Raw genomic sequence first — 19,818 nt, forward strand, 5'->3', positions numbered from 1 at the left:
CCGTGCGTGGCCGTGCGCCGGTGACGGTAGGCTGGCGCCCATGCTGAGCACCGTCATCACGCTGGCCGCCGAGGCCGAGAGCGAGCCCGCCGTCAGCCCCTACGTCATCGGTGGCGTCGCGCTCGCGATCCTGCTCGTGCTGCTCCTGGCCGTGGTCTCCTTCGGTGGCGGACGCGAGCACAGCTGAGCGGGACGCTCGCGTGACTGGGACCGCCGCCGGGCGGCGCATCGGGGTGATGGGTGGCACCTTCGACCCGATCCACCACGGCCACCTGGTCGCGGCCTCGGAGGTCCAGGCCTGGTTCGGCCTGGACGAGGTGCTGTTCGTGCCGACGGGCGACCCGTGGCAGAAGAGCGACCGCGACGTCACCGAGGCCGAGCACCGCTACCTCATGACGGTCGTCGCGACGGCCGCCAACCCGCGCTTCAACGTCTCCCGCGTCGACATCGACCGCGAGGGCAAGACCTACACGATCGACACGCTGCGCGACCTGAAGGACGAGATGCCGGACGCGGAGCTGTTCTTCATCACCGGCGCCGACGCGCTGGCCGACATCTTCACCTGGCGTGACGCCGACGAGCTGTTCGCCCTCGCGAACTTCGTCGGCTGCACGCGGCCCGGCTACGAGATGGACCCCGAGGCCCTCGCCAAGATCCCCTCGGACCGCGTGACCATGGTCGAGATCCCCGCCCTGGCGATCTCGTCCACCGACTGCCGCGACCGCAAGCGTCGCGGCGAGCCCGTCTGGTACCTCGTGCCCGACGGCGTCGTGCAGTACATCGCCAAGCACGACCTCTACAGCACCGGAAGCAAGGACTCTGCATGACTGCCACCGACCACGCCCTCGAGCTCGTCGCCGTCGCGGCCCAGGCCGCGCACGACAAGAAGGCCGACCAGGTCCTGGCCTTCGACGTGAGCGACCAGCTCGCGATCACCGACGCCTTCGTGCTCGCCAGCGCGAGCAACGAGCGCGCCGTGGGCGCGATCGTCGACGAGGTGGAGGACAAGCTCCGCGAGGCCGGCGCCAAGCCGATCCGCCGCGAGGGCCACAAGGAGGGGCGCTGGGTGCTGCTCGACTACGGCGAGATCGTCGTCCACGTCCAGCACGAGGAGGAGCGGTCCTTCTACGCCCTCGAGCGCCTCTGGAGCGACTGCCCGCTCATCCCGCTCAGCCTGACGTGAGCCTGCCGCGGACGCTGGTCGTCATGCGCCACGGCCGGACGTCGTGGAACGACGCCGGCAGGGCGCAGGGCCACGCCGACATCGAGCTCGACGAGGTCGGCCACGCCCAGGCCGCTGCCGCCGCGACCGCACTGGCGCGCCTCGGGCCGACGCGCATCTGGTGCAGCGACCTCGCGCGGGCCCGCCAGACCGCGGAGGTGCTCGGTGCTGCGACGGGCGTACGCCCCGAGGTCGTGCCGGCGCTGCGCGAGTACGACGTCGGCACGCGCACCGGGATGACCTTCGACGAGTTCGAGGCGGCCTTCCCCGAGGAGTACCTCGCATGGCTGGCCGGCGACGAGTCCCTGACCGTCCCGGGTGCGGAGACGACGTCCGACGTACGCGCGCGGCTGGTGCCCGCCATGCGCGCCTGCCTGGACGCGCTCGCGCCGGGGGAGACCGGCGTCGTGGTCGCGCACGGCGCTGCCCTGCGCGTCGGCGTCGCCGGGCTGCTCGGGTGGACCGACGAGATGGACGAGACGCTCGCGGGCATGGACAACTGCCACTGGCTGCGACTGCGCGAGCACGTCCGGTTCGGGCACCTCCAGCTCGCGTCCTACAACGAGAGCGCCACGTGAGCCACCGGGCCCGCGAGGTCGACGTCGCGCTGAGCCGGCAGCTGGCCCGGGTCATGGACGACGCGGTGACGGTGCCGGGCACCCGGATCGGGGTCGGGCTCGACGCCGTCATCGGGCTGGTGCCGGGCATCGGCGACGTCGTCGGCAGCGCGCTGTCGGGTGTCATCGTGCGCGACGCGGTCCGGGCGCGGGTGCCGATGGTCGTGCTCGCCCGGATGGGCCTCAACCTCGTCGTCGACGCGCTGCTGGGTCTCGTCCCGGGCGTCGGCGACCTGCTCGACGTCGCGCACCGCGCCAACCGCAAGAACCTGCGCCTGCTGCTCCGCGAGATCGAGCGCGAGCCGCTCCGCGAGCCCCCGAGCGGGGCGTACATCGCCGGTGCGGTGGCCCTCATGGTGGTCCCCCTGCTGGCCGGGGTGGCCGCCGCCGTCCTCGGGATCTGGCTGGTCTGGCGCCTGCTGACGTGAGGGGGACCCCCGATTTCACGTGCCGGTCGGGTGTCGGCTAGTGTTCTCGGCTGTTGGGGCTGTGGCGCAGCTGGTAGCGCATCTGCATGGCATGCAGAGGGTCAGGGGTTCGAGTCCCCTCAGCTCCACCGACGATGAACTTCCACTCGCACGAGTGGAAGTTCATCTGCATTTCGGGCCCTCGAGCGCGAGGCGTGATGGAGGTCCGCGCGCACGGGCGGAAATCCATCGGTGGTGCGGACCAGCGACGGGCGAATCGGCGTTCGACGGGCGCCGGTGGCACCATGGCTCCATGACCGTGACCGACGTCTCCACCAGCCCCGCCACCGCGGCCCACATCGAGGCCACGGAGAAGTACGCCGCGCACAACTACCACCCGCTGCCGGTGGTGCTGGCGCAGGGCGACGGCGCGTGGGTGATCGACGTCGACGGCAAGCGCTACCTCGACTGCCTCGCGGGCTACTCCGCGCTCAACTTCGGGCACTCCAACGAGCGCCTGGTGGCGGTCGCGCGCGAGCAGCTCGGCGCTCTCACCCTGACCAGCCGCGCCTTCTTCAACGACAAGCTCAGCGGCTTCGCCGAGGCCCTGACCCGGCTGACCGGCAAGGACATGGTCCTGCCGATGAACTCCGGCGCCGAGGCCGTCGAGACCGCGATCAAGGTCAGCCGCAAGTGGGGCTACGAGGTCAAGGGCGTGCCCGCCGGGCAGGCCACGATCATCACCATGGAGGGCAACTTCCACGGCCGCACCACCACGATCGTGAGCTTCTCCGACGACGACGTCGCGACCTCGGGCTACGCCCCCTTCACCACGGGCTTCCGCCGCGTGGCGTACGGCGACGTCGACGCGATCGCCTCCGCCATCGACGAGACCACCGTCGCGGTGCTGTTCGAGCCGATCCAGGGCGAGGGCGGCGTCGTCATGCCGCCCGAGGGCTTCCTGCGCGACCTCCGCGCGCTCTGCACCGACCGCAACGTCCTGATGGTCGCCGACGAGATCCAGTCCGGGCTGGCCCGGTCGGGGAAGACCTTCGCGTGCGACCACGAGGACGTCGTCCCCGACATCTACGTCATGGGCAAGGCGCTCGGGGGCGGGATCTACCCCGTGTCCGCGATCGCGGCCGACCACGACGTCATGGACGTCATCACCCCGGGCTCGCACGGCTCGACCTTCGGCGGCAACCCGCTCGCCGCCGCGATCGGCACCGAGGTCGTCGCGATGCTCGAGGAGGGCACCTTCCAGGCCCGCTCGGCCGAGATCGGCGAGCTGCTGGAGGCGGGCTTCCGCCCGCTCGTCGGCCAGGGCCTGTCGGACGTACGCGTGCGCGGCGCCTGGGCCGGCATCGACATCGACCCGACGCTGATGTCGGGCCGGCAGATGTCCGAGGCGCTGATGGCGCGCGGCATCCTCGCCAAGGACACCCACGGCTCGACCGTTCGCTTCGCCCCGCCGCTCGTCGCGAGCGACGAGGACATCGCCGTGCTCGTCACCGCGGTCCGCGAGATCCTCGCCGGCTGACACCGTGGCCGCGCGCTTCGACCACCTCGTCGTCGCCGTCGACGACCTCGACGAGGCGGCGGCGCGGTGGGGCGCCGCGGGCCTGCCGGCAGTCCGTGGGGGAGCGCACCCCGTCGGGACCGAGAACGCGCTCGTGCGCGGCCCCGGTGCGGCGTACGTCGAGCTGATCGCAGCGGGACGCGACGAGTCCAACCCCTGGCTTGACCGGGTGCGCGGTGCCCGCGGGCCCCTCTCGTGGGCCGTTGCCGTGGACGACATGGAGACAGCCCGCGAGGCGTTGCGCGCCGCCGGCCTCGACCCGGCACCCGCCGTGCCCGGCTCGCGTCGCACGCCCGACGGCGACGTCGTGGAGTGGGTGGTGTGCGACGTGAACGACGGGCCCTACGGCTGGGCGCTGCCCTTCCTCATCCAGTGGACGACGCCGATGCCGCCCGGTCCGGCCGACGGGCCGGTCGTCGAGTGGGTCGGCCTCGCCCCGCCCGACCCCGAGCCGGTGGCGGACCTGCTGCTGGCCCTCGGGTTCCATCCCAGCGAGCACTGGCCGCGTCGCGTCCTGCACGACGCCACCGGGCTGCAGGTGACGCTGTCCCCGGTGGGCGACCCGGTCGGCCTCGACCGGACCGCGTGGTACATGTCCTGGCCCGACGAGGAGGACGCCTCGGCGGGGGAGCCGGCCGCTTCGCTGTCGTTCGGAGTGCCCGCCGCCGGCCCGACCGACCTCGTCGTCGACGGCGTCGGGGTCTCCACTCGCGCCGACCGTCGCCGCTTCGCAGCGAGCGCCCTGCTGCCCGCGGTCGACGAGGCGTTCGACCGGCTGCGCGGCGACCTCGCGGACTGGCCGAACCCCCACCCCGGTGGCCGTGCGGCGGTCGAGGACGAGTACTCCCGGCGTGAGCACCCCGAGCGCTACCGGCTGCTGGCCGCCCGCGCGGATGCATGGGTCGAGGCCGTCGTGAGCGCCGGCCTCGGGACCGCGCACCGGGTGGATCCGAACGAGCGCCAGTGGGTGGAGCCCTCGGCGCTGCCATCGGCCCGCACCACGGTGCTGCGCGGTCGGCCGGGGACCCTGCCGGTGACCGTGTCGCTGCTGGAGGACGAGACCTTCGTGCGCGTGGGGGTCGGCGAGCCCGTCGAGGCGCTGGACCTGCAGCCCGACTGCGGCTGCGACGCCTGCGACACCGGGTCGGCGGACCTCCTGGACGCGGTCGACTCGGTGTTCGTGCTCGCGCTCTCGGGTGGCGTCCTCGCGGTGCGCAACGGCGACCTCGTGGTCCGCCGCTCGCTCGACGGCTGGAGCAGCACCGGTGTGGAGGACGCAGAGGTGTGGCTTGCCGAGGCCGCGGAGGGCCGGCGTACCCAGGGCGTCGTCGCGGGCGAGCCCTGGCTCAGCTGAGCCGCGCGACCACGCGCCCCAGCCCGGCGGCCCGCGCCGCCTGCAGTGGCGTCATCCCCTCCAGCGGGCTGAGCAGCGTCGGGGACGCGCCCCGTTCGAGCAGGAGCACGGCCACCTCGGCACGCCCCTCCTCGATGGCCGCGACGAGCGCGGTCGACTGGAGCTCGGCGTGGACGAAGTCGACGTCCACACCCGCGTCGAGGTGGTGCTCGACCAGGGCGACGTCCCCTGCGCAGGCCGCGGCGAAGAACGCCTTGTAGTCACCGTGCGACATGGGTCAGGCGATCGTGAGCCCGCCGTCGACGGGGATCATCTGCCCCGTGACGTAGCCGGCGGCGTCCGAGGCCAGCCACACGGCGGTGGCGGCCAGCTCGCGCGGGTCACCGGTGCGGCCGGTGGGCACGCGCTGCATCGCGAGGTCGAGGTAGCCGTCGGGGTAGGTGTCGGTCATCTCGGAGGCGAAGAAGCCCGGCGCGAGCGCGTTGACACGGATGCCCTTGCGGCCCGTCCACTGCTGAGCCAGGTCGCGCGTGAGGCCGCCGAGACCGGCCTTCGACGCGGAGTACGCGGCCTGCGGGAGGCCGCCGGTGGTGATCCCGAGGATCGAGGAGATGTTGATGATGCTCGACCCCGGCTGCATCACCCGGCCGCACGCCTGGGCCATCCAGTAGCAGCCGTTGAGGTTGACGTCGATGACCGAGCGGAACTGCTCGGGGGTCTCGCGGGTGGCCGGCACCGCCGTGCCGACGCCCGCGTTGTTGACCAGCACATCGACCCGGTCGAACGTCGACATCGCCTCGTCGACCAGTCGCTGGCACTGGTGGGGGTCGGCCACGTCGGTGGCGACGGTGTGGACGCGGCGGCCGGTGGAGCGTACGGACTCGGCGACCTGCTCCAGCTTGTCCACGCGGCGGGCTCCGAGCACCACGTCGGCACCCGCCTCGGCGAAGGCATGGGCGAAGGCGACGCCGAGCCCGCTCGACGCTCCGGTGACGATGACGACCTTGTCGTCGAGACGGAAGAGGTCCAGGACGGTCATGGCACGAACCCTAGTGAGATCGCCTAGGGTGCGCGGCATGTGGAGTCGTCTCGGTGCCCCGGTCCTGCTCGCCGCGCTCGCCGTCCCCCTCGGCACGGTGCCGTCCGGCGCCGCGCCGCCCGACGCGGCCGCGGGGGCCGGCCACGCCGCCCGGCAGGCCGCGACGTGCTCCGCCGACGCGCTCGCCCGCCCGAAGCCCCTGCGCACCAGGACGGGGGAGGTCCTCGGCACGGCCCGGATGTACGCCGCCACCCGCGGTGGCGACCTCGGCTTCTGCGTACGCGTGAAGCCCGTGGAGCGCCTGCGGACGGCCTCGACCGTCGTGATGGTGCGCAAGACGACCTACGACGCGGACGGCACCCGCACCTCGGGAGGCGTGATCGGCGGGTCCGGGATGTGGCGCACGCCGATCTTCGTCACCGGCAGCATCATCGGCCCCGGCTCGTCCCTGCGTGCCGTCGTCGGGATCCAGCTCGAGCAGGGCGCCCCCAAGGGCACCGCCACGCTCAGGGGGACGCTGGACTGACCTCCGGGCCCGCCACCGGCACGCGCGGGAGCGTGCGTACGGACCGGGAGCAGAGCACGAGGGCGCAGATCACGACGTAGACGACCGCGGCGACGACCAGCACCTCCTCGAAGCCGAACGCTGCGGCGAGGGGGCCGAAGGTGAGCTGGCCGACCGGGAGCGCCACGAACGAGCCCAAAGCGTCGTAGGAGTACGCGCGCGAGAGCATGCTGTCGTCGATGTTCTCCTGCATCGCGAGGTTCCACCCCATCCCGAAGACCTCGGTGCCGACGCCGGCCACGAACGCCGCCACGACCAGTCCGACGAGGTGGGGCGAGACGCCGAGCAGCAGCATCGGCGGCGCCATCAGGGCCATGCCCAGCATCCCGAGCAGGAGCGGTCGCTCGAGCCGTACGCGCAGCAGGACGACGGTCGTGATGAGCAGCCCGGCCGCCTCGGCCGACAGGACGAAGCCCCAGCCCTGCCGACCGATCGTGTCGTCCGCGATGGCCGGCCCGAGGGTGAACCAGGCCCCCGCGTGGATGAGGTTGAGCCCCCCGAAGCCGACCACTACGCGCCACAGCCACGGCGTCGCCCAGAAGAAGGTCCAGCCCTCGCGCAGCTCGCGGATCGTGTCCGCGGGCTCGCCGGCGGCCTCCTTGGGCGGCACCCTCACGGGCAGGAGGAGGAGCGCCGAGACGAGCCAGGTGGCGGCGTCGACCGCCAGTGCCCATCCAGAGCCGACCGTCACCACCAGCAGCGCGCCGGCCGTGGGGCCGAGGACCATCATCCCGTTGCGCGTGAGCGAGACGAGGGCGTTGGCCGGCTGCAGCTGCTCGCGCGGGACGAGCTGGGGCAGCACGCTCGCCATCGCGGGGAACGAGACGCCCGACACGGCCCCCTGGACCACCGACAGGACGACCAGCATCCAGATCTCGGCGTGGCCCGACAGCACCAGGGCCGCGATCGCTCCCTGGCTGACCGCGGACCCGATGTTGGAGACCTGCAGCACCAGTGTGCGGGGGAGCCGGTCCGCGATGACGCCGCCGTAGAGCAGCAGCGCGATCATCGGGATGGTGCGCGCGGCCAGCACCTGGCCGAGCGCCACGGGGGAGTCGGTGATGTCGAGCACCGCGAACGCCAGGGCGATGCTCGCCATCATCGAGCCCAGGGTGTTGACGAAGCGCGAGGCGAAGTACCACGCGAAGCTGCGGTTGCGCAGGGGCGCGAGCGCGGTCGACCAGGTCATCGGTCGGTCTCCTGTCCCGGCACCCAGCGGGCGGCGTCGCCCTCGAGGCCGCCGGTCATCGTGAAGGCGTTGGAGGTGAGGCTGACGTGGACGGTGTCGGGTGTCCCGGCGGGCCGTGCGGCCGCGTGCAGCAGGTGGGAGGCCTCGTGGAGGAGGTCGAGGGCGCGGCGCCAGGCGTCGACGGGCACCCACGCCTCGAGGTCGCTCGAGGCCCCCGAGCCGCGTCCGGCCTGACGCAGGCGTCGCTCGACCTCGATGGCCGTCGCCCGGGCGTACGCCACCCGGTCGTCCACGCCGCTGGAGCGTTCGGCGACCTCGCGGGTCGCGTCGTAGCGGTAGCGCTTGGCCACGCCGCCGCGGATCTTCTCCTCGCCCTCGACGACGAGCTCGCCGACGTCGTGGAGCTGGCGCAGGTGGTACGACGCGTTGGCGTGGGTGATCTCGAGCGCCCGTGCCACCTCGGCGGCGCTCATCGCCTCCGCCGTCAGCAGGGACAGGATGCGCAGCCGCAGGGGGTGTGCGGTCGCGCGCAGGCGCGCCACCGCGTCCGGGTCGGTGCCGGCATGGTCGGTCATGCTCACCCTCCAAGAAGTGTTGGGCAGTACCGTGCACCCTCGCGCCGCCTACTGTCAAACAGGTGTTGGGGAGTGGTCCCGGAATGATCCCTGACCCGACCCTGAGGCTTCCCCGGAACGGGATGAAAACCGGCTCCGGACCTGCTTGGCTGGGTGTCACAGCGCAACGAGGGCACCCGGCCCACCGAGGAGTGAGTGAGATGTCCGACCAGTACCCCAGCGGCGGCCCCCACGGCCAGCCCGACCACACCCAGCCCTACGGCGAGGCGTCGTACGGCCAGCAGTCGTACGGGCAGCAGTCGTACGGGCAGCAGTCGTACGGGCAGCAGTCGTACGAGCAGCAGTCGTACGGGCAGGCGTCGTACGGCCAGCCGTCCTACCGCACCGAGCAGTCCCCGATCTCGGTGCAGGAGGAGCGCACCTGGGGTGCGATCAGCCACGCCGGCGCCGTCGTCGCGATGGTCTGCTCCCTGGGCTTCCTGGGCTTCGTCGCCTCGATCGTGGTCTTCGTGATGTACAAGGACCGCGGCCCGTTCGTGCGTGCGCACGCCGCGAACTCGCTCAACCTGCAGATCGTGATGTTCCTGTGGCTGGTGGTCCTCGGCGTCGCCTACGTCGTGCTCGGCGTGCTGACCCTCGGCATCGGCTTCTTCGTCCTGCTGCCGATCTTCTTCGTCCCGCCGGTCATCGCAGGCGTCCTGCACGTCGTCGGCGCGATCAAGGCGTGGAACGGTGAGTGGTGGACCCCGCCGCTCACGCCGCAGTTCGTGAAGTGAGCCCGGCGTCGGGCCGGACCGACGGGTCCGGCCCGAGCGCGCTACGATGGCGCCATGCGGTCGCAGATCCTGCTCCTTCGACAGCCGCGCTGACTCACCGTCCAGGCAGTCATCGCGGCCACCCCTCCATGTGTGAGGGGTTTTTTCATGTCGGGAGCCGGAACCACCAGGAGCGAGAGAGATGAATTCCGAGCAGAGCACCCCCGGTTCGAACCAGGACGGGACGACGTACGACATCGCCGCCACCGAGACCAAGTGGCAGCAGGTGTGGGAGGACCTCGAGCCGTTCCGCGCCGATGACGACAGCCCGCGCGAGAAACGCTACGCGCTGACGATGTTCCCCTACCCGAGCGGCGACCTGCACATGGGTCACGCCGAGGTGTTCGCCCTGCACGACGTGGTGGCGCGCTACTGGTGGCAGCGGGGCTACGAGGTGCTCAACCCGATGGGGTTCGACTCCTTCGGCCTGCCCGCGGAGAACGCCGCAATCCGCAACGACGAGCACCCCGACACCTACACGCGCGCCAACATCGCGCGCTCCATCGAGTCGTGCCGGCGCTACGCCGCGTCGTTCGACTGGTCGCGGACCTTCAACACCAGCGACCCGGAGTACTACCGCTGGACGCAGTGGCTGTTCCTGAAGTTCTACGAGCGAGGCCTGGCCTACCGCAAGAACAGCCCGGTCAACTGGTGCCCGCAGGACCAGACCGTGCTGGCCAACGAGCAGGTCGTGGGCGGCTTCTGCGAGCGGTGCGGGGCGGAGGTGACCAAGAAGGAGCTGACCCAGTGGTACTTCAAGATCACCGACTACGCCCAGGAGCTGCTCGACGGGCTGGACGAGCTGGAGCAGACCTGGCCGGACCGCGTCGTCACGGCGCAGCGCAACTGGATCGGTCGCTCGGAGGGCGCCCACGTCTCCTTCACGCTGCACACCGCCGGCGGTGAGCGCGACATCGAGGTCTACACGACACGTGCCGACACGCTGTACGGCGCGACGTTCATGGTGGTGGCCGCGGACGCCCCGCTGGCCGCCGAGATCGTCCACCCGGACCGGGCGCAGGCCCTGGCCGACTACCTGGTCGAGGTGCGCAAGGCCTCCGACATCGACCGGCTCGCCACCGACCGACCCAAGACCGGCGTCGACCTGGGCATCACCGCGACCAACCCGGTCTCCGGCGAGGAGATCCCGGTCTGGGCGAGCGACTACGTCCTGGCCGACTACGGCACCGGCGCGATCATGGCCGTGCCCGCGCACGACCAGCGCGACCTCGACTTCGCGAAGGCGATGGGCCTGCCGGTGCGGCGCGTCATCGACGTGCCGGGGGAGGAGGATCCGGAGGACACGTTCGTCGCGACCTCCGGCGACGGGGCGTACGTCAACTCCGGCGAGCTGGACGGGCTGAGCGACAAGGTCTCCGGCATCCGCACGATCATCGCGCGGCTCGAGGCCGACGGCCGGGGCTCCGGCGCGGTCAACTACCGCCTGCGCGACTGGCTGCTGAGCCGCCAGCGCTACTGGGGCGCCCCGATCCCGATCATCCACTGCCCGGTGGACGGCGAGGTCCCGGTGCCCGAGGACCAGCTGCCCGTCACCCTGCCGATGCTCAGGGGCGCCGACCTCAAGCCCAAGGGCACCTCGCCGCTGGGCGGGGCGACCGACTGGGTCAACGTCGAGTGCCCGTCCTGCGGCGGCCCGGCGACGCGGGACACCGACACGATGGACACGTTCGTCGACTCGTCCTGGTACATGTTCCGCTACTGCTCGCCCCACGAGGACGACCAGCCGTTCGACAGCGCCAAGGTCAACGCCTGGATGCCGTCCAACCTCTACGTCGGCGGCGTCGAGCACGCCGTACTGCACCTGCTCTACGGCCGGTTCTTCACCAAGGTCCTCAACGACATGGGCCTGGTGGACTTCCGCGAGCCGTGGTCGGCCCAGCTCAACCAGGGCTTCGTGATCAACCAGGGCAAGAAGATGAGCAAGTCGCTGGGCAACGGGGTGAACCTCGGCGACCAGCTGGCCGCCTTCGGTGTCGACGCCGTACGCCTGACGCTGGTGTTCGCGGGCCCGCCGGAGGACGACATCGACTGGGCCAACATGTCGCCCGACGGGTCGCTGCGCTTCCTGCAGCGCGCCTGGCGGTTGTCCGGCGACGTCACCTCGGCCCCGGGAGCGGACGTGACGAGCGGCGACGTGGCGCTGCGGCGTACGACCGCCCGGACGGTCCACGACGCGGCCGGCCTGGTCGAGACCTACAGGTTCAACGTGATGGTCGCCCGGGTCATGGAGCTGGTGAACGCCACCCGCAAGGCGATCGACTCCGGATGCGGCCCCGAGGACCCGGCGGTCCGCGAGGCGACCGAGGCCGTCGCGATCCTGCTCTCGCTGGTCGCGCCCTACACGGCCGAGGAGATGTGGGAGCGGCTGGGCCACGAGCCGACGGTGGTGCGCGCGGGCTGGCCGGCCGTCGACGAGGCGCTGCTGGTCGAGGACACCGTCACCGCGATCGTCCAGGTCAAGGGCAAGGTGCGCGGCCGCCTGGAGGTGTCACCCGACATCTCCGAGGCCGACCTCGAGGCTGCCGCCCTCGCCGACGAGGGTGTCCGTCGTGCCCTCGACGGCGCGACGGTCCGCAAGGTGATCGTGCGTGCTCCCAAGCTGGTGAACATCGTCGTCTGAGCACCGACGTCCGAGCCTTCCGCCTGCCGTTAGGGTCGCGACATGTCCCGTGTCGTGGTCGTGACCGACTCGACCGCGAGCCTGCCCGCCGAGGTGGCGCAGGCTCGCGGCATCCGGGTCGTGCCGCTGCAGGTCGTCATCGGCGCCAGGGTGCTCGACGAGGGCCCGGACGGGGCGACCCCGGACGTGGTGGCGGAGGCCCTGCGTGACTTCGTGCCGGTCAGCACCTCCCGGCCCGCACCCGCCCTCTTCGCGGACCTCTACCGTGCCCTCGAGGCGGAGGGCGTCGACGAGATCGTCTCGGTCCACCTGTCGGGCGAGATGAGCGGGACCTTCGAGTCGGCGCAGCTCGCCGCGCTCGAGGTCGACCTGCCGGTCCACGTCGTCGACTCCGGCCAGGTCGGCATCGCGACCGGCTACGCCGCCCTCACCGCCTGCGACGTGCTCGACGCCGGCGGGACGGGCGAGCAGGCCGCCGAGGCGGCCCTCGCCCGCGGCGAGGCGTCGTCCTCGCTGTTCTACGTCGACACCCTCGAGCACCTGCGCCGCGGCGGCCGGATCGGTGCCGCCGCCGCGATCTTCGGCAGCGCGCTGTCGGTGAAGCCGCTCCTCGAGATCGCCGACGGCCGCGTGGTCCCGCGCGAGCGCGTGCGTACGGCCTCCCGGGCGCTCGCACGCCTCGCCGAGCTCGCGGTGGAGGCCGCCGGGGACCGGCCGGTCGACGTCTGCGTGTCCCACCTCGCCAACGCGTCGCGCGCCGAGGAGCTCGCCGCGGCACTCGCCCAGCGGCTCGCCGACGGGCTCGAGGGCCGTGAGGTGATGTGCGGGGAGCTCGGCGCCGTGCTGGGTGCGCACGTGGGGCCCGGCATGGTCGCGGTCTGCGTCTCGCCGCGCCCGTGATGCTTCACCATGGGATGCAGACGAACCTGCGCATCCCTCGGTTCGTTGACCTGGGGAAGTGACGACCGACCGACATCCCATGGTGGCGCGTCGCCGGGCTGTCCACAGATTGCCGATCACCCCTGTCGGCGGGCGACCGGGCGTTCCTAGCGTGGAGGCATGCGCCGATCCCAGTCGTCCTCCGAGCACGCCGAGGCGGTGTCGCGGCGGCTGGCGACCCTGAGCGCCGAGCTCGCCGCCGTCCGGCGCGAGGACGACGACGTGACCTCGTCGGCGCACACCCGGGTCCGGGAGCGACCCGACGCGCTCACCGCCGACCTCCCCGCCCCGGTGGTCCTGCCCGTGCCGGGGCGGCACGCGTCGCGACGGGTCCGGATCGGTGCGCTGCGGCTCGGACCGGTGCACCTCGCGGTCGTCTCGGTCGTGGCGGCGGTGGCGGTCGGGCTGGCCGCCTGGTGGGCCGTACGCGACCAGGCGGAGGTGGTGCCGCTGGCGGACGTGGCCGGCACGAGCGGCACGAGCACCGAGCCCGAGCCGCTCGCGCCGGTGGCCGCAGCGGAGGAGCCCACGGGCGACCTCGTGGTCGACGTGGCGGGCAAGGTCCGGCGCCCCGGCATCGCGCTCCTCCCGGCGGGCTCACGGGTCGTCGACGCGCTCGAGGCGGCCGGGGGAGCGCGCCACGGGGTCGACCTCACCGCGCTCAACCTCGCCCGCCCGGTCGTCGACGGCGAGCAGATCCTGGTCGGGGTCGCGCCCGCCAGCGGCGTGGCGGGCACCCTCGACCAGCCCCTGCCCGAGGGCGGCACCCTGGTCAACCTCAACACCGCCGACCAGGCCGCACTCGACACGCTGCCCGGGGTCGGCCCCGTGACCGCCGACGCGATCGTGTCGTGGCGCGAGGACAACGGCGGCTTCACCTCGGTCGACGAGCTGCTCGAGGTCGACGGCATCGGACCGGCCACCCTCGACGACCTCGCCCCGCTCGTCACCATCTGACCGGCCGTGCCCGACGTCCGCGCCCTCGCGCTCGGCGCCGGTGCCTGGGGCGGGGCGCTGCTCGTGCTCCTGCTGCCCGGGTGGTGGGCCCTCGGCGCGGTCGGCTCGGTGGTGGGCGGTGGCATCCTCCTCGTGGCGAGGGACAGGTCGGCGCTCGGCTGGCTCGGACCGGTCGCCGCGCTCGCCGCCGTCGCGGGGGTCGCCACGCTCCAGCAGGCCGTGGTCACCACCTCACCGCTGACCGCGCTGGCCGGCGAGGGCGCGGTGGTCCGGTTGCGGCTCGAGCTGACCTCGGACGTGCGCGTCGTGGCCGGGCAGTACGGCGACCTGCAGGTCGTGCGTGCCCGGGTCCTGCGGGTGGAGGGACGCGGGAGGGCGTGGACGCTCGACGCGCCCGTCGTGGTGATGGCGGAGGCGGCCTGGCCACGGCTCCCGCTGGGCACCACGCTGGCGACGACGGCCCGGCTCGTCGAGTCCGACGACGACGTCGCCGCCCTCGTCCGCCCGACCGGGCCACCCGAGGTGCTCGCCGAGCCCGACGTCTGGTGGGACGCGGCCGCTGCCGTGCGTCGTGCGGTGCGCGCGGCCGTCGCCGGCCGCGACGCCGACGCCCGCGAGCTCGTGCCGGCGCTCGTGGTCGGTGACGACGGCGGGCTGGACCCCGACCTCGCCGACGACTTCCGGACCACGGGCCTCACGCACCTGCTGGCCGTGAGCGGCACCAACCTCACGCTGGTGGTGGGCTCCCTGCTCGTCCTCGGGCGCTGGCTGGGCGTGCGTGGCCGCTGGCTCCACGTGGTCGCGGCGGTCGGGATCGCCGGGTTCGTCCTCACCGCCCGCGCGGAGCCGAGCGTCGTGCGCGCGGCAGCGATGGGCACGGTGGCGCTCGTCGGGATGGGCAGCAACGGTCGCTCGCGCGGGGTGCGCGGTCTCGGTGTCGCCGTGCTCGTGCTCCTGCTGGTGTGGCCCCGGCTGGCGGTCACTGCGGGGTTCGCGCTGTCCGTGCTGGCGACCGGCGGGATCCTCCTCCTCGCACCGGTCTGGCGCGACGCACTCATGCGGTGGACCCCCCGCTGGGCGGCCGAGGCGGTCTCCGTGCCGCTCGCCGCACAGGTCGCCTGCACGCCCGTCGTGGCAGCGCTGTCGGGTCAGGTCAGCCTGGTCGCGGTCGGTGCCAACCTGCTCGCCGCGCCCGCCGTCGCCCCGGCGACCGTCCTCGGCCTGGCCGGTGGGCTGCTGGGCCTGGTCTGGTCCCCGCTCGGCGTCCTGGTCGCTGCTCCGGCCGCATGGTCCGCAGGCTGGATCATCCACGTCGCCCGCTGGGGATCAGCCGTGCCGACCGCGGCCGTCGACTGGGGCGTGGGACCACTGCCGCTCGCGCTCCTCACGCTCCTGTGCCTGCTCTCGGTGCCGCTCGCCCCGCGCCTGCTCGGTCGCCCCGGCTCCACCCTGGCGTGCACGGGACTGCTGGTCGTGGTCATGCTCGTACGCCCGCCCACCCCCGGGTGGCCGCCCGCGGGCTGGGTCCTGGCCATGTGCGACGTCGGGCAGGGCGACGGACTGGTCCTGCGCTCAGGTCCACGGGCCGGGGTCGTCGTCGACGCCGGCCCCGATCCCGTCTCGATCGACGCCTGCCTCGACCGGCTCGACGTCGACGAGGTCCCGCTCGTCGTGCTGACCCACTTCCACGCCGACCACGTCGACGGCCTGTCTGGAGTCCTCGGCGGCCGTACGGTGGGCGCGGTCGAGGCGACCGGCGTGCTCGAGCCGGCGTCGGGGGTCGACGCGGTGACGGACGCGCTCGGCACCGTGCCCGCGCCCACGGCGTACGGCCTCACGCGCCACGTCGGCGCGGTGACGCTGCAGACGGTGTGGCCCCGGCCCGGGGCGCGCGCCGACCCGGCCGAGAGCGCGGCCAACAACGCCAGCGTGGTGCTCGTGGCCGAGGTCGCCGGGATCCGCCTGCTCCTCACCGGTGACGTCGAGCCCTCGGCGCAGTCGGCGCTCGAGCGCGATCTCGCCGGGCTGGAGGTCGACGTGCTCAAGGTGCCGCACCACGGCAGCCGGCACCAGGACACCGACTGGCTCACGTCCCTCGGCGCCCGGGTCGCGCTGGTGTCGGTGGGGGAGGACAACGACTACGGACACCCCGCCCCCGACCTCCTCACCGCACTCGGGGCGGCCGGCATGCGGGTGTGGCGTACGGACCTGGCGGGCGACGTCGTCATCGTGGCGAGGGAGGACGGCGTCGGTGTCGTCACCCACCGATAGGATCGCCGCACCATGGCACGCACCCCCTCCGCCGCGCAGGTCCTCGGCCACGTCGTCCTCGTGACGGGCAAGGAGGAGTTCCTCTCCGCGCGCACGGTCGCATCGGTCCGCGAGGCGGTCCGGGCGCACGACGCCGAGGCCGAGCTCGCCGAGTCGATGGCGGCCGACCTCACCCTGGCGTCGCTCGGCGAGATGTCGGCGCCGTCGCTGTTCTCCTCGATCCGCTGCGTGATCGTGCGCGGGCTGGAGGACCTGCCGGACGAGTCGGTCGACGGGCTCCTCGACTACTGCGCCGCACCGGCCGACGACGTCGCGCTCGTGCTCGTGCACTCCGGCGGGCAGAAGGGCAGCGGCGTGCTCACCAAGCTCCGCAAGCTCCCACCGGTCACCGAGGTGAAGTCCGAGGAGGTCAGGCCGAGCGAGATGGCGTCCTTCGTGAGCGCCGAGGTCGCGCTGCACGGGTCCAAGATCGCGCCCGACGCCGCGGCGTTCCTCGTCCAGGCCGTCGGCAACGACCTGCGCTCGCTGGCGGCCGCGGCCGACCAGCTCACCAACGACTTCCACGGCGAGCAGCTCACCGTCGACAAGGTCCAGCGCTACTTCGGCGGACGGGCGGAGGCCAAGTCCTTCACGGTGGCCGACGCCGCGTTCGCCGGGAAGCAAGCGGTCGCGCTGGAGGAGCTGCGGTGGGCGCTCGACTCCGGGACCGCGCCCGTCCTCGTCACCTCGGCGATGGCCGCGTCGGCCCGCAGCCTGGCGCGCTACCTGGGGGCGTCACGCGGCGCGCGCGACGCCGACCTGGCCCGCGACCTCGGCGTCCCCCCGTGGAAGGTCCGTACGGTGCGCGACCAGTCGCGCGCGTGGACGCCCGACGGCATCGCCGCCGCGGTCCGCGCGGTCGCGCACGCCGACGCCGACATCAAGGGCCAGGCCCACGATGCGTCCTACACCCTCGAGCGGCTCGTGCTCACCGTCGCCGGGCTGCGCGACGCCCGCTGACCCGAGCCCCGTTGGTCGGCGCCAGGTCGGCCGGGGGCAGTTGCGCGGACACATGTGGCGGTGGTGGTCCTCGCCAGGTCGGCCGGGGGGCAGTTGCGCGGACACATGTGGCGGTGGGGGTCCTCGCCAGGTCGGCCGGGGGGCGGTTGCGCGGACACGTGTGGCGGTGGTGGCCCTCGTCGGGTCGGTCTGGGGGCGGTTTCGCGGACACGTGTGGCGGTGGTGGCCCCGAAATGCGAAACACCCGCCACGAGGGCGGGTGTCAGCAGGAGGGCCGGGTCAGAGCGACGCGGCCTTCTTGGCGATCGACGACTTGCGGTTGGCGGCCTGGTTGGCGTGGATGACGCCCTTGGAGGCGGCCTTGTCGAGGGCCTTCATGGCGTCGCGGCCGGCGGCCACGGCCGCGTCCTTGTCGCCACCCTCGGACAGTTCGCGGAACTTGCGAACGGCGGTCTTCAGGCGCGACTTGACGGCCTGGTTGCGCTGACGGCGCACCTCGTTCTGCGTGTTGCGCTTGATCTGGGACTTGATGTTCGCCACGTGTGAATCCTCGGAGCTAGAACTGGTCGGGAAGGAAGTCTGGTGCCTGTCGGCTGCCTGGCAACCCCCCGCTCAGATGAGGTGAGGGTCGGGTGCCGGACATGCAGTGAGGAACACTACCGTCAGGCCGCGCGAGCGCCCAAATCGCCCGGGCGCAGGTCGGGCGTCACCGGCCGGTCCGCCGGCCGACGGCCCCCAGCATGCGCCGCGACTCCGTGCGACGGAAGTCGTTGAGGGTGGGCAGGTTGACGTCGACGGCCACCACCGAGCGTACGGCCAGGTGCGCGCCGAAGCCCGCCAGGAACGCCGTCACCACCTCGTCGCCCGCCTCCGCGAGCGCGGGCGAGGAGGCGATCGAGTCGTCGAACCACGGCTCGTCGACCCGCTCCAAACGGGCCAGGAGCGGGTCGGCCCACGCCGGACCCCGGGCCGTGGTGCCCCAGTCGACGAAGACGATGCGACCGTCCGGGCGACGGAGGAGGTTGTCGACGCGGATGTCCCAGTGGACGACGTGCGGCATCGGCCGCCCGGCCTGCGTACGCAGCACGGCCGCCCAGCCGTACGGGTCGGTGCGCAGCCAGTCGGGCACGGGGGTCTGCGCAGGAGCCTGAGCGAGGCGGTCGAGCGACTCCGCCCACGTGCTGAAGACGGTGGAGACCGGGACGAGGTCGACCGAGTCCGGCACGTCCCGTTGGGCAAGGACCGCGGCGAGGCGGTCGACCCCGGACAGGACGGCGTCGAGCTCGTCGGGGTCGGTGAAGTCGGGGTGCCGTCCCTCGACGTCCTCGATGAGCAGCGCCACCCAGGCGCCGTCGTCGTAGGAGCCGAGGAGCCGCGCCCACAGGGGGTGGGCCCCGAGGTGGGTGAGGACCGCGACCTCGCGTCGGAACAGGCCCGGGGTGTCCGGGTTGAGCTCGTCGCCGACCGCCTTGACGAACGCGCGGGTGCCGTCGGCGCACGTCACCCGGGTCGCGCAGCCGGGCGACATCCCGCCGACCTGCTCGACCGTGGTCACGACGGGCGAGCCGAGCTCGGCCTCGACCCACGCCCGCACGGCGGCCGGCACGGCGGCGAAGGGCAGGCGTACGCCGACCGCGCGGGGGGCGGTCACGCCCAGCCCCGGCGCTCGGCGAGCCAGTCCCAGCACACCTCGCCCTGCCAGCGCTGGTGGTCGCGCAGGTGCGGCGACGTGGGCGGCACGGGGAGCTCGCACTGGGTGAGGAAGTAGCCGACGTGGAGGGCGATCGCGATGTCGATCGTCTCGGGGCCCACGTCCTTCAGCAGCCGCCGCGACGCCAGCACCTCGTCGACGTCGAGACCGTCCCCGCGCGCGCCGATCAGGGCGGCGAACGAGTCGAACCACGCCGCGCCGCGGACCGGCCAGTTCCAGTCGCAGACCAGGGCGCGTCCGTCGGCGGCGATGAGGACGTTGTCGGAGCGGACGTCGGTGTGCACGAGCGTGTCGCCGCCGACGACCTCGGCGTGACGCAGCGCGAGTGCCTCGGCCTCGGCGAGGTGGGCCGCGTCGAGGTCCGTACGCCGTACGCGCAGGTCCGGCCACCCCTCCACGAGCGGCGCGAAGTCGTCGGCGGCGTCGTCGAGCGCGAGCCCCGCGGGCGGCGGCGTGAGCACGTCGGCGACCTGCTCGAGGGCGTCGAGCACGACGTCGAGGTCCTCGCGCACCCACGGCCGGTGCGGTGCCCGCGCGTCGACGTGCTCGATGCCGAGGACGACCCAGTCGTCGTCGAGGGTCCACAGCAGGCGCGGTGCCGGCACGTCCGCAGGCAGGGCGGCGAGCTTGCGGGCCTCCTCGCGGTAGGAGTCGGCGAACGGGCGCTGGGCCTTGACCGACGCGGCCTTCACGAAGTGGCGCGTGCCGTCCTCGCACACGAGCACCGACGCGAAACCGGGGGTGAAGCCGCCGGTCTGGGATGTTGCCGAGACGACCGGTGACCCGCACTTGCGCTCGATGTACGCCCGGAGGTTCGGCGGCAGGAAGCCCCACTCCAGCCGCTGGGCGGTCCTCCCGTGCGGGGCGGGGTAGGGGGCCAGGGGCACTCGGGTCATGGGCCCGATCCTTCCCCACGCCCTGCGCCGGCACGAACCGAT

The 19,818-nt window shown here is 73.1% G+C and carries 21 protein-coding genes and 1 tRNA gene; 15 read left to right on the plus strand and 7 right to left on the minus strand.

The window, feature by feature from the left end; translation table 11 throughout:
- The first annotated feature begins 40 nt into the window (after positions 1 to 40).
- From F4692_RS14470 to F4692_RS21840, 8 genes are all read left to right on the plus strand, one after another.
- Positions 41 to 187, plus strand: a complete 147-nt coding sequence (locus F4692_RS14470) for a hypothetical protein (protein ID WP_179620295.1) — start codon at positions 41 to 43, stop codon at positions 185 to 187.
- Between the two features lie 13 nt (positions 188 to 200).
- Positions 201 to 827 (plus strand): nicotinate-nucleotide adenylyltransferase, encoded by a 627-nt coding sequence (nadD, locus tag F4692_RS14475; RefSeq protein ID WP_308645314.1) that lies wholly within the window; start codon positions 201 to 203, stop codon positions 825 to 827.
- The gene (gene rsfS, locus F4692_RS14480) at positions 824 to 1,183 is read left to right on the plus strand and encodes a ribosome silencing factor (RefSeq protein ID WP_179620296.1); all 360 of its coding nucleotides are present in this window, start codon (positions 824 to 826) and stop codon (positions 1,181 to 1,183) included. The genes nadD and rsfS overlap by 4 nt, the downstream gene beginning before the upstream one ends.
- A complete protein-coding gene (locus F4692_RS14485) occupies positions 1,180 to 1,800 on the plus strand; it encodes a histidine phosphatase family protein (protein ID WP_179620297.1) in 621 nt (206 codons plus the stop codon). Before rsfS ends, F4692_RS14485 begins: the two co-directional genes overlap by 4 nt.
- Positions 1,797 to 2,267 (plus strand): DUF4112 domain-containing protein, encoded by a 471-nt coding sequence (locus F4692_RS14490; protein WP_218858425.1) that lies wholly within the window; start codon positions 1,797 to 1,799, stop codon positions 2,265 to 2,267. Before F4692_RS14485 ends, F4692_RS14490 begins: the two co-directional genes overlap by 4 nt.
- Positions 2,268 to 2,322: 55 nt before the next feature.
- Positions 2,323 to 2,395: transfer RNA gene (locus tag F4692_RS14495), tRNA-Ala, on the plus strand.
- 164 nt (positions 2,396 to 2,559) lie between these two features.
- Positions 2,560 to 3,786 carry an ornithine--oxo-acid transaminase gene (rocD, locus tag F4692_RS14500; protein ID WP_179620298.1) on the plus strand — a complete coding sequence of 409 codons (1,227 nt, stop codon included), beginning with the start codon at positions 2,560 to 2,562 and terminating at the stop codon, positions 3,784 to 3,786.
- 4 nt (positions 3,787 to 3,790) lie between these two features.
- The gene (locus F4692_RS21840) at positions 3,791 to 5,179 is read left to right on the plus strand and encodes a DUF6226 family protein (RefSeq protein ID WP_179620299.1); all 1,389 of its coding nucleotides are present in this window, start codon (positions 3,791 to 3,793) and stop codon (positions 5,177 to 5,179) included.
- Here F4692_RS21840 and F4692_RS14510 read toward each other — a convergent pair.
- Both F4692_RS14510 and F4692_RS14515 read right to left on the minus strand, forming a co-directional pair.
- Positions 5,172 to 5,453, minus strand: coding sequence for an ankyrin repeat domain-containing protein (locus F4692_RS14510; RefSeq protein ID WP_179620300.1), 282 nt, complete (start codon positions 5,451 to 5,453; stop codon positions 5,172 to 5,174). The two genes, F4692_RS21840 and F4692_RS14510, sit on opposite strands and share 8 nt — an antisense overlap.
- Positions 5,454 to 5,456: 3 nt before the next feature.
- A complete protein-coding gene (locus F4692_RS14515; protein WP_179620301.1) occupies positions 5,457 to 6,218 on the minus strand; it encodes an SDR family NAD(P)-dependent oxidoreductase in 762 nt (253 codons plus the stop codon).
- Positions 6,219 to 6,255: 37 nt separating this feature from the next.
- Between F4692_RS14515 and F4692_RS14520 the strand changes: the two genes are divergently transcribed.
- On the plus strand, positions 6,256 to 6,744 hold the full coding sequence (locus F4692_RS14520; RefSeq protein ID WP_179620302.1) for a hypothetical protein: 489 nt from the start codon (positions 6,256 to 6,258) through the stop codon (positions 6,742 to 6,744).
- Here F4692_RS14520 and F4692_RS14525 read toward each other — a convergent pair.
- Together F4692_RS14525 and F4692_RS14530 are read right to left on the minus strand one after the other, a co-directional pair.
- Positions 6,725 to 7,972, minus strand: coding sequence for an MFS transporter (locus F4692_RS14525; protein WP_179620303.1), 1,248 nt, complete (start codon positions 7,970 to 7,972; stop codon positions 6,725 to 6,727). The genes F4692_RS14520 and F4692_RS14525 overlap by 20 nt on opposite strands.
- A complete protein-coding gene (locus tag F4692_RS14530; protein WP_179620304.1) occupies positions 7,969 to 8,547 on the minus strand; it encodes an ArsR/SmtB family transcription factor in 579 nt (192 codons plus the stop codon). The genes F4692_RS14525 and F4692_RS14530 overlap by 4 nt, the downstream gene beginning before the upstream one ends.
- Positions 8,548 to 8,747: 200 nt before the next feature.
- Between F4692_RS14530 and F4692_RS14535 the strand changes: the two genes are divergently transcribed.
- The 6 genes from F4692_RS14535 (at position 8,748) to holA (ending at position 17,169) form a co-directional block, all read left to right on the plus strand.
- Positions 8,748 to 9,323 carry a DUF4870 domain-containing protein gene (locus F4692_RS14535; RefSeq protein ID WP_179620305.1) on the plus strand — a complete coding sequence of 192 codons (576 nt, stop codon included), beginning with the start codon at positions 8,748 to 8,750 and terminating at the stop codon, positions 9,321 to 9,323.
- A gap of 181 nt (positions 9,324 to 9,504) precedes the next feature.
- A complete protein-coding gene (leuS, locus tag F4692_RS14540) occupies positions 9,505 to 12,003 on the plus strand; it encodes a leucine--tRNA ligase (RefSeq protein ID WP_179620306.1) in 2,499 nt (832 codons plus the stop codon).
- A 42-nt stretch (positions 12,004 to 12,045) separates the two neighbouring features.
- Positions 12,046 to 12,903: a DegV family protein gene (locus F4692_RS14545; protein WP_179620307.1), complete on the plus strand. Its 858-nt coding sequence runs from the start codon at positions 12,046 to 12,048 to the stop codon at positions 12,901 to 12,903.
- A gap of 159 nt (positions 12,904 to 13,062) precedes the next feature.
- A complete protein-coding gene (locus F4692_RS14550) occupies positions 13,063 to 13,899 on the plus strand; it encodes a ComEA family DNA-binding protein (RefSeq protein WP_179620308.1) in 837 nt (278 codons plus the stop codon).
- A 6-nt stretch (positions 13,900 to 13,905) separates the two neighbouring features.
- Positions 13,906 to 16,170: a ComEC/Rec2 family competence protein gene (locus F4692_RS14555; protein WP_179620309.1), complete on the plus strand. Its 2,265-nt coding sequence runs from the start codon at positions 13,906 to 13,908 to the stop codon at positions 16,168 to 16,170.
- Between the two features lie 12 nt (positions 16,171 to 16,182).
- Positions 16,183 to 17,169 (plus strand): DNA polymerase III subunit delta, encoded by a 987-nt coding sequence (gene holA / locus F4692_RS14560; protein ID WP_179620310.1) that lies wholly within the window; start codon positions 16,183 to 16,185, stop codon positions 17,167 to 17,169.
- Positions 17,170 to 17,448: 279 nt separating this feature from the next.
- Here the strand turns inward: holA and rpsT are convergent, their stop codons facing one another.
- The 3 genes from rpsT to F4692_RS14575 all read right to left on the minus strand — a co-directional run bounded on the left by rpsT (position 17,449) and on the right by F4692_RS14575 (position 19,776).
- Positions 17,449 to 17,709, minus strand: a complete 261-nt coding sequence (gene rpsT, locus F4692_RS14565) for a 30S ribosomal protein S20 (protein WP_179620311.1) — start codon at positions 17,707 to 17,709, stop codon at positions 17,449 to 17,451.
- Positions 17,710 to 17,875: 166 nt separating this feature from the next.
- Positions 17,876 to 18,820: an aminoglycoside phosphotransferase family protein gene (locus tag F4692_RS14570; RefSeq protein ID WP_179620312.1), complete on the minus strand. Its 945-nt coding sequence runs from the start codon at positions 18,818 to 18,820 to the stop codon at positions 17,876 to 17,878.
- Positions 18,817 to 19,776, minus strand: a complete 960-nt coding sequence (locus F4692_RS14575; RefSeq protein ID WP_179620313.1) for a phosphotransferase family protein — start codon at positions 19,774 to 19,776, stop codon at positions 18,817 to 18,819. Before F4692_RS14575 ends, F4692_RS14570 begins: the two co-directional genes overlap by 4 nt.
- Positions 19,777 to 19,818 lie beyond the last annotated feature (42 nt).

Source organism: Nocardioides cavernae, assembly GCF_013410035.1.
Classification (GTDB): Bacteria; Actinomycetota; Actinomycetes; order Propionibacteriales; family Nocardioidaceae; genus Nocardioides; species Nocardioides cavernae_A.